Below are 13,679 nucleotides of genomic sequence, written 5' to 3'. Positions count from 1 at the left end.
TTAGCTCACTGCCTTGCGACCGCCAAATAGCAGACCGAATTTTTTTCCCGGCGCCGGCCGGGGGGCGATGCCAGATGTAACGGGTGGACGCTTTTCTGCATCGGCAACCATCATTGCCATCACCCGATCCGTTATCACGGCTTCTTCGAAGGAATTGATATTGTCATTCCCATCCTTCTCTTCGATACAGCGCACAAAGTAATCCAGCTGCGCCGAGTATTCCTCGCCGCGCAGATAAAACCATACCGCCTCAGTCAAATCCGTCGTATAACGCACGTTCCACCCTCGCTGATATCCCGCAGGAATACTCGCGCCATCGCGGATATACACCTGGCATTCCTGGCGATCAGCGTATATGCGCCCCTGGGTTCCCCAGATAGTCACTTTTGTAGTCATCTTGCGGTAGGACTCATCGCTCCAGTTCACCGAGATTTGAGCACTCTTTCCATCCTCGTAATACAACGTACTGAATACCTCATCTTCCGTGTCTTTGGAGAAAATTTGATTCAATACCGACCCCCCCACGCTTTGAGGCGCGCCGAGGTACCAATTTACCAGGTTGATCGGATGGGCAGCGTAGTCGTACAGGCATCCACCTCCCTCGGTGCGCTGGGTGCGCCAGGTGGAACCCTTGGGCTTGAGCACTACCGGGCCGTACGCCTCGGCCAGCACATGCGTGACAGCACCGATTGCCCCTGTATCAAGCAAGCGCTTCACTTCCTGAAAGGCCCCTACAAAGCGATTGTGGTAACCGACCTGATTGACCAGACCCCTCTCGGTTGCGATGCGGGCAAGCCTCTCACCCTCTGTTACATCGAGGCAAAAGGGCTTCTCGCAAAAAACGTGGAGATTTTCATTGAGCGCCACCTCGACCATCTGCCCGTGCGAACGGGAAGGGGTAGCGACGATTACCGCATCCAGCTCGATATCGCGTAACATGACATCGAAATCCGTATAAGTGCGAACGCCGGTGTATTTATTGAGAACATCCAGAACATAACCGGTCGAGTCGCATACCGCTTCGACTTTCACATCCGGATGGGCGTTGATCATGGCGTAATGCGATAAACCCATTTTGCCCAAACCTACCACTGCGAGACGCACCATAGTAATTACTCCCAAGCAAAAATTATCTGTTCAGAACTTCATTTTTGATCATATCGTAAGCCGCTTTCCCTTTTTCAAGCAGTTCGCGATTCGGCGGACGGCTTTCAGTCAGCTCCAGGTAGCGCAAGGCGTCGTCAACCATCAACTCGGGTTTGTGTGCAAACGCTCCCACCTTCAGCAAATAGCGATCTACATCCAGTAACTCATCCTGATAGACAGAAATGGTTGGAATGCCAAGTACTGCCATTTCACGAGTCATCGTACCACCCGCTCCTATGAAAAGGTCGCAGTCAGGAGCAATATCTGCGATATCAAGCGCGGTGGCTACCACACGGATACGCGAGAACTGAGGTTTCTGGTAGTGAATGCTCTGTTCCTTGCCCCGTGGCAGCAACACAATATCCACATGATCCTGCATACCAAGCAGAAGATCGTCGAGAAAATTTCGCTTTCCCTTGTAATATTGTGCAGTCCACGGTTCGGGGCGGACATAGACGACCTTGCGCGATTTAGCCTTTCTTTGCCAGCCTCCCTCCTTTGACAGGCGCGCATCCAGTTCCCATAAATAGATGCCCTCTTTTACGCCAGGATAATGGATCACTTTCCGAGGATTGGCTCCCTGCTTCTTCAATTTCCCTAAGCTGAGGAATTCGGGCACCATGATCTTGCTTGCGCAGATAAAGGCAGGAATATTTCCCAGCGCATGCTCATTATCATTCATATAAATAGAAGGCACGCCCAGCAAACGGGAAACTCCCGGGGAATGGAACGAACTCTGAGAGATAGCAACGTCTATCTGCCGTTTGGCTAGAAATTGCCGCAGTTGCATCACCCGGACTGGGAAGCCCAGCAGTTTGGCAGTCAATCTGCCGCCGTAATGAAGTCCCACCACTTCATGCTTGAATCCATGAAGGTCCAGCAAATCAATCGTGTTTGCCAGCGGCCGCGAAGTAATGATTACTTCATGATCCTGTTCCAGGTCGCGGATCATTGCCGCGAACATGTTTACATGGGGTGAATTCGTGAGCTCGAACCAGATTCGCATATATTTACTCTAATTTCGTTAAGTCTATTGTTGCGAACACGGAATAACCTCGCCTTTCTGCATTACCGGGAGCAGATCAGTATTTATCCTGCAATACGTTCTTTCGGCTCCCCGGGAGACACAGTTTCCCTCCAACTCTTTTGGAATGGTTGTGCCTACTGTTTTTGTTATACATAAACGGATAATTCGAAATATTATGAGTAACGTGCAATGAATCAGTAGGACAACCAAGTGGATGCTCTTCGCAAACGGCGAATCCATCGTTTGTGTCAGGGATTAGGTTACGAATAACTTATGTTACGAACTGTGTAACGCGGCTCAACTCTGAGGAACACTCTTAAGGCTCTCATAGACTCGAGATAGCTGCGTCAGCACCACAGGAGCGCTAAATCTTGCCTCGACTGTCCTTACCGCATTTTCCGCCAACATCTTACGAAGACTGGAATCTTCCAGTATCTCCCTTAAAGCTTGGGCTAAAGCGTGTGCATCCCCAGGGGGCACAAGTAAGCCGTTTTCTCGATCCTTGATCACCTCCGGTATGCCTCCGACTGGTGTTACAACGATCGCCTTACCGGCCGCCATTGCTTCCAGCATGGCCATTGGCAAGCCCTCGTCATAAGAAGGAAGCGTGAAAATGGATGCACGGGCAAGTTCTTCGGCTCTCTGATCCGGGTTTATCCAACCGTGAAACTCTACGTTAGAACCAATGCCCAGTTCATCCGCTCTCTTTCGCGCCGAGTCAAGCTGTCCATCTCCACAAATAGCTAGTCTGATATTCGGCAGTGAGTCCTTGAGTAGAGATAAAGCTTCCAATAATTCGAATATTCCTTTCCGTACTCCTACATGCCCCAGAAAAAGTATTCTTCCGGCCTCTTCCCTTCGTGTGGATGACTGCGTTCCAAACCGGACAGAATTGGGGATAACCTGGATAGTAGCCTCAGGGGCATAGGCTGAGAGAAAAGTTGCCCAGCTTTCCGATAGTGCGATAACCTTCGAACTCCTCTCAAGAGTCCGCCGAATCCACCACCTCAGTAGAGGACCCGATTCGGTTTCGGCAAAGCGATGAAATTCAGCTCCATGCAAATGAAAAACTGTCTGGCAATGGAACAATCTCGCGATAGCAAGAAAAATCGATTTTCTAATAAAACTTGCGCCGGAGGCCGAATGGACGTAAACAACGGCTGGTCTGGTGAGGCTGCAGTACCATAGCACTTGCACAGTTGCAAAAAGAGCTGTTGTGAACTTTTTAAAAGGCGTTCCCTCCCTGTGTGAAGTAATATATCTGATATTTTGCTGATCGAGGAAACCCTCCTCGTCCAATAAGGTAACAACCGAGGCTATACCTCCCCTACCAGCCGAGTCCGTTCCGAGCATAAGAGATATCTTTCCTTTATTCATTTGGGAGATCTTTCTTTATTCATTTAAGGCGTTAGTTTTGAAAGGATCAAGCTTTCCAATTCACATTTGGAATAGCCCGGGTACAACAGTCCGAAATCGGCGAATAATTGCGATGCCACCCCCGATTACTTCCATTTACTCCTTACACAATACTTTACGAAAATCGTTCCAGTTCATCTATACAGCAAGGTAAAAATCCGGGATTAAGATGACGCGTGAACAATTGTAAACTGATGGTTTGCGAGGTTGTGGAACCGGAAAGATGAGCAGGCTGTTGCCGGGAAAAGATTTCAATGTTGGACGCACTTTCTGTTTCCTGCCTCAGCAGTTTTTTCAGCACGAAAGTGGCATAACCAGGAATCGCGATACAACTTACGTATCCCGTAGCGGAGGGCCAATCGAATCTCATTCAATCGCATTTGCTTCTTTTTCAAATTGTTAATATCTTCCTTTGCTTAGGAGAATTCTTGCAAATAGAATTTAATTTTCCGTTAACATTGAGCTGGCTTTTTAACAATGAAAAAATGATCAGCGCCGAGATCGAATGTTTTTAGTAAATTGAAAAATAACCGTCGGAGAAGAAGATTCTCAGTGTCAAATCCTCTTACAAAGTTCACATAAGTACTTAGCGTTTGGTAATCGAGTTGTATTAAGCCGTAGCGCATCAAGAGGATGTACAGGGATTCTTTTGTAAAAAGATTAATATGATGGGGAGGCGCTATCATATTCCAGTTTTTTAATCCCTTTACCTTTCGATGAATACAAGCGGGATTAGGTGTAGTAATAACTAGAAGCCCACCAGGCTTAACCCGGTTTACCAGATGGGATAAAAACAGTTGAGGATCTACTACGTGCTCCAGTACATTCAAGCAAGTAACTACGTCATAGTCGAGATTATGTTGAGTAAGATCTTCTCTAATAAGCCTGATGTTTAAGACGTTCTCAGCGAATTGGACTTCTTCTTGCGATATTTCTAATCCGCTTGCATGGAAAGAAAATTCTCTTGAAGCTAAAGCCACAAAATATCCATTGCCTGCACCAACGTCGAGCAAGGATGAACACCCATTAATTTTCAAAATCTGAGCTAGAATATAGCGCCATCTGAATCCCCATACTTCTTCGATACTTTGTACTGTTTTATGCTGCATAGTATAGTACTCTCCAGACTCATATTGATCATGATCGAAGTCAACATCAGCCATGATGCAGCCACAATCAGGACAAATAAATATGTCTCTGGAATTTCTGGCAAATCTTTTTTGACTTAAGCGATGATTAGGATCAGCCACGCAAATTCTACCGGTATTTTGCATTTTGTCTCTCCATTTTGGATTGCTCACCGCCTGCCTCTCGATTAGGGCACTATTTCTCCAGCATAAGTCTTACCAAGTTCTCTATTTAAGGAGGTTTTCCGTTACTCAAAGTCCGGGGTATTTACAACAGTAAGGCAGCCCCGAATAGGATATAGGGCATGTATCCATGGAGAAAGGTCAGTGCTATTTGCCGCAATTTCATTTCATACAGACTTGATATCTATCTCAGGGATAAAACAGTAGCGACATTGCTTGCTTTATTCGGCAATATGAATACTCTCCTTACCTACCTTAATGTCCCGACTGCTTTCGAAGTTTCCTATCTCTATCGGTAGGTTCTTGCAGTCTACATTGATCACTGCAAGAAACTCCACCGCTGTCTCTCGATCCTTGGTCTGAAAGCGTCCATGCCACTGATCATTCATCTTGAGCCCGCCCTCATCCTTCTCTGCGGACCGCTTTTTTGGGGGGGCGTCAAACTTGTTGTTCTGCATGAACTCAACGGCACGCGGCCGCAGCATATCAACGCAGGCGCGCGCTGTATTCTGCTTTACCTCGATCGATCCCGTCTCCTTGATCTCAAAGGGGTTGAGAGCGTGAATATTCCACTCGAACTGACGTGGAGCGGCAGATCGCAGGGAATCATGGATGATGAGCACGTTTTCATCCCGTAAGTACCACAAGCGCCTCCTCGCTTGGAGCAATTCCCCTTCGTAGGCGGCGACTGCGTCTCCTTCCGCAAAATCGACTTTCCCATTGGTATGAAACTCCGTCAATCGCCCTTTCGCGGTCATTTTTTCCGGACCTGTTTTCTCTGCCTGGCCTTTTCCTCCATCAAAGGTTATGGCGTTGTGAGCCTTGGTTCGCCGATACCACTGCTTCCAGTGAGGAGACCCATACCAGTCGTAATATCCACTATCGATCAGCAAAGGCTCTCCCCTGGATACGAGAACAAAAGAATTGTTATCGGCGTGACTGTGGCTAAACGCTGCATATGGACTTGATTTGAAATAGATTGAAGTTCTCAATCGATCGACTATTGCACTGTGCATCGCCACCCATCCTATATCGTGAAAAGCGATCGCATTTGTTTGAGGCGGCTGAGGTTTAACCCCTTCCACCGGAAGAGGATCCGGAGCTGCCAAAAGCCGTACGAAGTCTTCTTTTTTATCGATATTGAGAACGTACCACGCCGCCAGTGGAGTGTCGTACCGTGACGCAAAACCTTTAATCAGGCTGAAGTCAGGAGGCATCTCTGCGCCATCGCCAAAAAGCTGGGTGGGCGAGGACGGAGGTACGAAATACACAAAGTATTTGAGAAATCCTTGCGACCACGGTTTGTTGTAAATATTGACCCCCGTCGCTGCCCGAATCGAATCCCAGCGGGAAACTATTCCGTCACCAAGCGACCAGGTAGCATAAGTGGAGCCGTTTGCCCAGCCCCCCTCCTCGCCTCCCCAGGGGCTCACAGTGTGAATATAGAAACGGAAAGATTCGTTGAACCAGTTCTCAGCCTCTGGCAGACTTCCGACCATTAATGCGGAAAGATCAGCGAGATACGCCAGATTTGTCCATCCGTGCGAGTCGTAGTGTGAGACGTCGAAGCGCCTTTGCCCTCCCAGAATATCTTCGTACATGGCCTGGCCTCGTGCGGCGATTGCTTTTAGCCATAGCTTCTGGGATTCCGCAGGCACTGCATCTCCGAGCCAATCGTAGGCTGAGGCAAGCCCAATTGCGATATCACGGGATGCCTGGTCCTGGGATTTATATCCTGTAGGACCGTTCGGATCCAATGCTGCAAGCGCATTGCCGGTTTTCAGCACCTCTGCCAGCAGGGCCGGATCGCGGTTAAGCTGCCAGAGAAGAGCTGCGGCCCTGAGTTGCCACACATCTTCCGTCACATAATTTCGAATGGCGACCAAGGAGTTGGCCCAATCCGCCTCCTTGCCGACTTTGCGCTCAACTTTCTTCGGCGCCGCACCAAGTGCGGGGCGAGCCATTTTCTTTTGTACCTGCTTCCTTACGACTTCCACGACATTCTTTCGCTCGCTCGGCACGAGTGAACGCAACTTGCTTTCATCCCTACCTCGCAGGAGGCTGCGAGGCCTGGGCTTATCCCGCAGTGCCCGCAGCAAATCCTCGTTACTCGGAACGACGAAGGTTATCGCATCCGCAGGAACTGTGAATTGACGCCAGGTGCTTGCGCCAACCTCGCTACCCGCTCCGATTGGACGAACCTGCCAGGAGTATTTACCCGGCGGCAGACTGGCGGAGGGCAAGTACCAGTTCCGCGGAGTCCGCCACTCATACCGTTTTCCCCCTTCCTGCTGTACTACCAGTACGTACTCCGTAGAAAGGTTTATGCGCCGCCAGTCGAAATCCGGCGGATTCTGTTTCACTATGGTTCCGTTCGCCGGCGCGAGGGGAATCTGCTCGGCGGCTGTTGGCCTTGCCCAATCGCTCACCCGATTGTCGATTTTCTCTGGAGGTGGTTGTTGATATCCAGCCTGAGCACAAGCGAGCAAACTCATGACAGCAAATGCTTGAAGTATATGTTTTGTAAACATAGTCGTTAGCAATCGAAGTTAATAGTTCGCGGCACCGATTCTTTTAGGTTCGATGGCAAGTGTTGACGGAAGCATCTCGCGAACAACCGCCGCCTCTGATTCACTTTCCTTTAAAACGACGCTAGGGATTTCTGCATTGGGCGAATGAAGGTTACGCAGCGCAAATCCCCTAATGATCCCGAGTGCTGCCAAATGCCACAGCAGCATAGATATTGCCGCATCCCTGAAACTCCGTTTCTTGAAAACCAGGCATGCGTACACCAGAAGACCAAATCCCGTCAGTCCAGCCAAAATCCGCCCATCTTCCACGAGGATCAGACTGACCAGCCAGATGATCCAATAGGCAAGCGTAGCCAATGGATGGATAAACATTCTGATTGCATCAAACCTGTAAGGCTGGGCAAGTGCAAGCTTAAGGAACATACCCCCGGAGGCTACCCGACCGTTTCGCCATAGCCGTCCAATCAAGGAACCGGTCGTACCGACATGGCCGGTATGAAGAACCGCCACCACCGGTATACGGACCAGTCGCCAGCCCTGGCTGCGCAGCCGAAAACCCAGCTCGGCTTCTTCAAAGGCTTGGAGATTACGGTTTCCCGCATATCCCCCCGCGTTTTCGATAGCGGTACGGCGATATAACCCGCCCCCCGGCAAGCATGCCACCTCCCCTGGAGTCGTGGGCTTGTGGTTATTGCGCTGGCGCTCGAACCAATTCCTTATCGTTCTATCCCGCAATAATCCAGATACTCCCCCAAGCCGGGAATCGCCCTCCAACAATTCGAGAGCCTGAGAGAGAAAGGGAGCCTGCAGCTCCATATCTCCGTCCAGAAGATACACGTAGCGTCCACTCGAATGCTGAAACCCAAGCTGAACACCGCTGCCGCAGCCACGATCCTCGATGGAACGCAGCTGTACTACTTTGATGTCATAATTCTTTGCTATTTCAACCGTATCATCGGTGGATAGCGAGTCCGCCACGATGATCTCGACTCCTCCCTCTATTCCCTGAACGGAATCAAGAACCGACTGAATGCACTTGGCGATCTTGCTCCCTTCGTTATAGGTCTTTATTAGGACTGACAATCTCATACTGCACCTCATTAAGATTGAGACTCATGCTATCAATCATCCTTATTTCTTGACTCATGGAGTATCAGAAGGATTTTCAATAAAAGGAATAAAATTTGGACAGATTACTTATCTAATTCCTGCAGTCTTGACAAAACCATTCCGCCAGGTAGGTTCTGCGCGAGTTTCTTGAAAACCTTTAGCGCCTCTATCGATAGCATAGATAAAATAAGCCATTATCGCCAGGCTCTCGCCTCCGAGAATGGAATTTGGCGTAATTGCCACTTCTGCCATCGACCGGATGAGAAAAACGGTGAACATCGCTATGCTGCCCCCGCGCGTGACTTTCGCTGCACGTATGGAGTAGCGCAAGAAGAAATAAAGAAACACCAATAAAGCCGCCAATCCGATAAATCCAGAGACGGAAAATACCTGTAGAAACAGGTTATGAGCGTTGACTGCGCCAGTGAGACCCCAACGGAGCCTGTTTTCAAGATGCCAGAAATCCAACCCCTGTCCGAACAAGGGGCTCTCCATGCCGCCTTGAATTGCTCTGTCCCATATATACGTGCGCCCGCTGCCAGTTTCCAGGTGGCCGACTGCCCTCCCTTCCAACTGATGTTCGAGTGATGTCAGGAGAGATGTATCGGAGAACATCAACCAGACTCCACCTATTGCGAGAAATGCACTAAAAGCAACGATCAAAATGGAAAGTGCGTGACTCTGATTTGTATGGCTGATTCTTGCTTTTGCGCCAACATTGGACAGCAACCGCCAACCAAGAATGATGCAAAGTCCGATAAAGGCAGCCACAATCGATGTCTTCGATTGGCTCAAAATCAATGCCAGCGCTGCCACTGCGAGAATACATCCTTTAACCCATGCTTTTGCTGAAGGCTCCGCTGCCTCGAGGAGAAGAAGAGCACAGGCTACCGACCCCATGGAATTTGCGTGGCCGGCCAAGCCCCAAAGGCGTGCTGTGAATCCGGGAATGAGACTTGTATAGCCAGGTTGTATTGCAAGGCTTGGCGCAACCACCGCAGCGACTAAACTGCCGACCACCATTACTGCAAGACACTGCTTGACAACGATTATCGGATCGCTACTTGACATCCGCACCCAAAGGAACAGGGCAAGAAATACGAAAAATGGATAAATCAGCGATACATGAAAATAATGGCTATCACCAAAAACAAGCGGCAAGATGCTGAACGCCACATAAAACACCATAAACGCTATGACGATATCGTTAGGTGAATACAATTTCCTCCGCTTGAAGCGATCATTCTGAGCCCTCTTTTTGCTCGATGTAAATACCCAGGCCGCACATAGCGCAACGGAGACTCCGATGACGGCCGCCAGGAGCAGCTTGGCGAGTATGGTTCCTCCCATCTCGCCCTCCGATGTGACAACAAATCCTTGTTGCTCAATTCTGAGAACACGCTCGGAAAGGATAATTGTGCCAGCACTCGCTACAACTATCATCCATATCAAATAGCTGAACAATCGACCGGGCCAATTCGACGCCACACCTACAACGGCAATCACGGCGGCCACGCAGCAAAGCGCGAAAACGAATGCCACGATCAAGAGAACGATGACTGTAAGCACCCTAAATCCTCGTAAACGATATTACGCCGTTGATATATGGTTCCATTCAAAGGCCCAGCAAGGTGACCGCCCTGCGACCTCCCGAAAATCTCATCAGCAAATCTGTAAGACTGAAGCTAAAGAAAAAGCGGGGAAATGCTTTAAACAGAAGCAGAAACACGAAGCACTTGAGAACAAGTGCCAGCAACTCGATGGGAATCACTGCTGCAGGCGAGAAGTCGCCAAGCCGGGTAACAGGTATGGCCATAAACATCGCGATTAAAAAAGGCCCTCTTATTACCGAAATGAACTCGGCCGGCGTGATTCCACCCCTTATTGCTATTGCTTTTAGCTGTAATACGAATCGAGCAATGTACGCAACAGTGATGGCGAGCCCCACATAGACGAGGCCAATGTCTATCGTGAAGTACAGACCCAGGATCATGAAGATCAAGCAAACTGTCTGGGAATAAAGCACCATTTTCTGATCACCGGTTGCGGTAAGGATCGCACCGGAAAGCGAACTCATCGCAAGTGCAATCATGCCTATGGACATAGCGGAAAAAATGCCAGCGGAGTCAAGCCACTTGTTACCGAACACCACCTTAATGATCAGTTCTGCATGAGTGAGAGTGTATCCAAATGCCGGAAAGACGATAAAACTGACCGCGGCGAGGGCGCTTAGGTAAAGACGCTTTATTCGCCGTTGATCATCACCAATTGCGGAAGCCGTGGAAAAAAGGATAGTCTGAAGCGTTTGTACCACGTGCAGCGCAGGGGTGCGGGCCAACATGGAAGCAGCATTGAAATTACCTAATGATGATGCACCGAGGCTACCAACGAATACGCCACCACTGTTATCTACAGTCCAGTTCAAGACGTTGATTCCGGCCACTTGACGTCCAATTGGACCACTCTTGGTAGGCTGAAAGGGATTCGTCAGTCTTAATGAGTGTGGACTATAGTAATGCCCGATGACAACCTGGAGAATGGTTTGTACATACCAGGCTGTAACCAGCGCCCAGACACCGAAGCCCGCGTAGGCCATGCTCACCCCTACAGTGAGATAGGCTATAAGATAGGCGCCGGTGATTGAGATTTGAATTTCTCGAAATCGAAGTTCAGCCCGCAGTTTCGCCTGTGATATCGCAAAGAATCCGAGGAACAGATACGAAGGAGCGGTGTACCTGAATACAGCTCCAACAAGTTCATTTTCGAGATAATCTGCAACAGGGTATGAGATGGCGATGACGCCAAGCATGCTAATAAACGATAAAAGCATGATTCTGGAAAAGGCTGTAGCGATTTCCCGTTTATCATTGAAATGCCCTTGTATCAAAGCCCACCCAAAGCCTTGATCGATGATCGCAGCCAGTACTGGTTGGAGCAGCAGCGCATAACCAAACGTGCCTACCAGTTCGGGACCGAGTTGCCGCATGATTAAAATCTGCGCAATCAACTGCGCGGCAATTCGAATGATCGTGCCGGTATAGTTGCTCTTGACGGCGCTTAAGCTCTTGACTGCAAGACTCATATACGCCTATTTCAAACGTTCCCGAAAGAGGATGCAAAGAGACGGGTGGAAATCCACATGATCACGTTCCTGAAAATCGCTTTCGTTGCATTACCGGCATTGCAGCCAGGATATCGTTTATGAATGCCTGGTGCATTTCAAATGCGTGCCGGTTATCCTCATCAATGGATGAGACCCGAAAAAGCAGTCCATCGGGAATCAGCCCCCTCAAACCATATTGCATCTCCGCCAGCTTCTTTTTCCAGCCTTGGACTATTGGCATGTCGCCTATCATTACCCAATACGTGACGGGTTCAATCCTGTGTTTTTCCAGCGAGGTTACGAGCTGCACAACGGGAATCGAACCCGTTGGGGAGACAATGCTTCCTTTCTCTCTCGATATCAGTTCAAAACCCTGTGCGGGATAACAAACCTCCGGATAGTGTGTTTGCATGGAATCTCTCTGGTCGTCGCCATAGGCTATTGCCAGCATGATGCGATAGCCGTTGGAATTCGCATACGTACGGCTCAGTGTCTGGGTGTAGATACGTTCGATCAGCTCTTTTTGCTGGGGATCGACCATTTGTATAAAGTTGTGCTGCTCTTCCCTCCAGTCTCCGAATTCCTTCGGTATTATTTTTTCGAGGTCGACTGCCGGACCCTGATCGGCGATTTTTTGGGTAGGCTTCAGCGCGAGCGCGAGGCCTGAGGCAGCGAGCATGAGTACCAGAAGTAAGCAATTTCTTAGCCAGGGATTCATCGTCATACTTCGCCGAGCACGTTGCTTCTAACACGCAACCTGACTGCCATTTGTAATAGCGAATCGACCCCAATGATCAGCAGCAAAGCACTGAGGAACAGTACCATGCCGGCAAAGCCGTGCAGGAAGCCTTGCCCCGCCTCATCGCCGAAATGGTAGGTAATCAGCGTCAGTACCATTACCCGGATAACGTTGGCGGTGAAGGATATCGGGACAATAAGGATAGCCAATGCGACGTTTCTGAATAACGAGTCGTGACGAACCAGATTAAGATAGAGCAGGCCCAGCGCCTCGAGCGTAAAGAGAGTATGAAGACCTGCACACGCATCTGCTACCAGCAGCTTGTATTGCCCGATTTGCAGGATTACTCCGGTACGCGCGATGGGGTAGTTAAACCAGAAAAGAATGGTTTCCGCCACATACGAAACTGCCATTTTCATCGGCATTGTCAGAGCATCGACGAACGCGGAGGGGAGAGGAATCATGAACAACATGAAAAAGAGCGGAAACCATTGCACCTTAAGCGCTCGGGAGCCACGCATAAGCAAAACAATGGCGGCAAGCAGCCAGATTACCGAGCCTATTTCGAACAGCAGGATTTCCTGGGAGCGTCCGATCACATAGAACATCAGGCCAAAAATGAAGATCGGCCAGCCTGCAGTCGGAGCTGAAGGCTCCGACTCGCTCTGATGCCACATTTCCGGCCATTTCCGGTAGATAAGCCAACAAGCGATACCCAGCACAATCGGTCCATGAGCTTGCTGATCGGTGGACCAGACACCGCGAAAAAGATCGACCAGACTTGGTAAATAAAGTACGATTAATCCGGCAATGATAGGCAACCAGATGAGCATGAGATTGCGAGGTTCCACTGGCAGATTTTTTTTATTGAAGATAATTGAGGAATTTATAATCATTTTGTTTTCACAACATCTGTTATCTCGCTACCTTCGCACTGCCTCCATGTTGCTCGTGCTGGGAATTCTGACTGGTCTATTTGCCGGTGGAGCGCACCCTGTTGCCGTAAACCTGATACCCAGTCCTTGGGATAAGCTTGTCCACGCTGTTATTTTCGCCCTGCTCACCTGCGCTATAGGTGCGGCAAGTGGCCTCACTGGCTGGAGACAGCTGGGTCTCGCATTTCTCGGAGCAGCGCTGATCGGCTTGTTTGATGAATGGCATCAGATCTATCTGCCCGGCCGCAAGGCAGGGTGGGATGATTTTGCCGCTGATGTGACAGGTAGTCTTATCGGTATTGCCTTGCTCGAGGCAGAGTGGCGGCGCCGAAATTAATACGGCTTTCTCAACTGCGCCAATA

At 49.5% G+C, this 13,679-nt stretch carries 11 protein-coding genes; 1 reads left to right on the top strand and 10 read right to left on the bottom strand.

What is annotated here, in order from left to right:
- The 10 genes from BMW46_RS03475 to xrtB form a co-directional block, all read right to left on the bottom strand.
- A complete protein-coding gene (locus BMW46_RS03475; RefSeq protein ID WP_074704786.1) occupies nucleotides 1-1,107 on the bottom strand; it encodes a Gfo/Idh/MocA family protein in 1,107 nt (368 codons plus the stop codon).
- Between the two features lie 22 nt (nucleotides 1,108-1,129).
- On the bottom strand, nucleotides 1,130-2,152 hold the full coding sequence (locus tag BMW46_RS03470) for a DUF354 domain-containing protein (RefSeq protein ID WP_074704783.1): 1,023 nt from the start codon (nucleotides 2,150-2,152) through the stop codon (nucleotides 1,130-1,132).
- 318 nt (nucleotides 2,153-2,470) lie between these two features.
- A complete protein-coding gene (locus BMW46_RS03465) occupies nucleotides 2,471-3,550 on the bottom strand; it encodes a glycosyltransferase family 4 protein (protein WP_218141751.1) in 1,080 nt (359 codons plus the stop codon).
- A 491-nt stretch (nucleotides 3,551-4,041) separates the two neighbouring features.
- Nucleotides 4,042-4,863, bottom strand: coding sequence for a class I SAM-dependent methyltransferase (locus BMW46_RS03455; protein WP_081355660.1), 822 nt, complete (start codon nucleotides 4,861-4,863; stop codon nucleotides 4,042-4,044).
- A gap of 257 nt (nucleotides 4,864-5,120) precedes the next feature.
- Complete coding sequence (locus BMW46_RS03450) at nucleotides 5,121-7,394, bottom strand: heparinase II/III domain-containing protein (RefSeq protein WP_177171027.1); 2,274 nt, start codon at nucleotides 7,392-7,394, stop codon at nucleotides 5,121-5,123.
- Between the two features lie 54 nt (nucleotides 7,395-7,448).
- Nucleotides 7,449-8,519 (bottom strand): glycosyltransferase family 2 protein, encoded by a 1,071-nt coding sequence (locus BMW46_RS03445; protein WP_074704775.1) that lies wholly within the window; start codon nucleotides 8,517-8,519, stop codon nucleotides 7,449-7,451.
- Between the two features lie 108 nt (nucleotides 8,520-8,627).
- On the bottom strand, nucleotides 8,628-10,109 hold the full coding sequence (locus BMW46_RS03440; protein WP_074704773.1) for an O-antigen ligase family protein: 1,482 nt from the start codon (nucleotides 10,107-10,109) through the stop codon (nucleotides 8,628-8,630).
- Nucleotides 10,110-10,155: 46 nt separating this feature from the next.
- Nucleotides 10,156-11,622: an oligosaccharide flippase family protein gene (locus tag BMW46_RS03435; protein ID WP_074704771.1), complete on the bottom strand. Its 1,467-nt coding sequence runs from the start codon at nucleotides 11,620-11,622 to the stop codon at nucleotides 10,156-10,158.
- Between the two features lie 61 nt (nucleotides 11,623-11,683).
- On the bottom strand, nucleotides 11,684-12,361 hold the full coding sequence (epsI, locus tag BMW46_RS03430) for an exosortase-associated protein EpsI, B-type (protein ID WP_074704768.1): 678 nt from the start codon (nucleotides 12,359-12,361) through the stop codon (nucleotides 11,684-11,686).
- Nucleotides 12,362-12,363: 2 nt separating this feature from the next.
- Nucleotides 12,364-13,278 carry an exosortase B gene (gene xrtB / locus BMW46_RS03425; RefSeq protein WP_074704766.1) on the bottom strand — a complete coding sequence of 305 codons (915 nt, stop codon included), beginning with the start codon at nucleotides 13,276-13,278 and terminating at the stop codon, nucleotides 12,364-12,366.
- A gap of 1 nt (nucleotide 13,279) precedes the next feature.
- On the opposite strand from xrtB, the gene BMW46_RS03420 reads away from it, so the two are divergent.
- Entirely contained in the window at nucleotides 13,280-13,654 is a 375-nt protein-coding gene (locus BMW46_RS03420) for a VanZ family protein (protein WP_218141750.1), read from the top strand.
- The last annotated feature ends 25 nt before the right edge of the window (nucleotides 13,655-13,679 follow it).

This window comes from Nitrosospira multiformis (assembly GCF_900111585.1).
GTDB classification, from domain to species: domain Bacteria; phylum Pseudomonadota; class Gammaproteobacteria; order Burkholderiales; family Nitrosomonadaceae; genus Nitrosospira; species Nitrosospira multiformis_B.
The sequence above is the reverse complement of the archived record's forward strand: the minus strand, read 5'-3'. Positions and strand labels throughout refer to the sequence as shown.

Coding starts and splice junctions, on each gene's coding strand:
- BMW46_RS03475 (WP_074704786.1), bottom strand. CDS start 1,107: ATGGTGCGTCTCGCAGTGGTAGGTTTGGGCAAAATGGGTTTATCGCAT.
- BMW46_RS03470 (WP_074704783.1), bottom strand. CDS start 2,152: ATGCGAATCTGGTTCGAGCTCACGAATTCACCCCATGTAAACATGTTC.
- BMW46_RS03465 (WP_218141751.1), bottom strand. CDS start 3,550: ATGAATAAAGGAAAGATATCTCTTATGCTCGGAACGGACTCGGCTGGT.
- BMW46_RS03455 (WP_081355660.1), bottom strand. CDS start 4,863: ATGCAAAATACCGGTAGAATTTGCGTGGCTGATCCTAATCATCGCTTA.
- BMW46_RS03450 (WP_177171027.1), bottom strand. CDS start 7,394: ATGAGTTTGCTCGCTTGTGCTCAGGCTGGATATCAACAACCACCTCCA.
- BMW46_RS03445 (WP_074704775.1), bottom strand. CDS start 8,519: ATGAGATTGTCAGTCCTAATAAAGACCTATAACGAAGGGAGCAAGATC.
- BMW46_RS03435 (WP_074704771.1), bottom strand. CDS start 11,622: ATGAGTCTTGCAGTCAAGAGCTTAAGCGCCGTCAAGAGCAACTATACC.
- epsI (WP_074704768.1), bottom strand. CDS start 12,361: ATGAATCCCTGGCTAAGAAATTGCTTACTTCTGGTACTCATGCTCGCT.
- xrtB (WP_074704766.1), bottom strand. CDS start 13,278: ATGATTATAAATTCCTCAATTATCTTCAATAAAAAAAATCTGCCAGTG.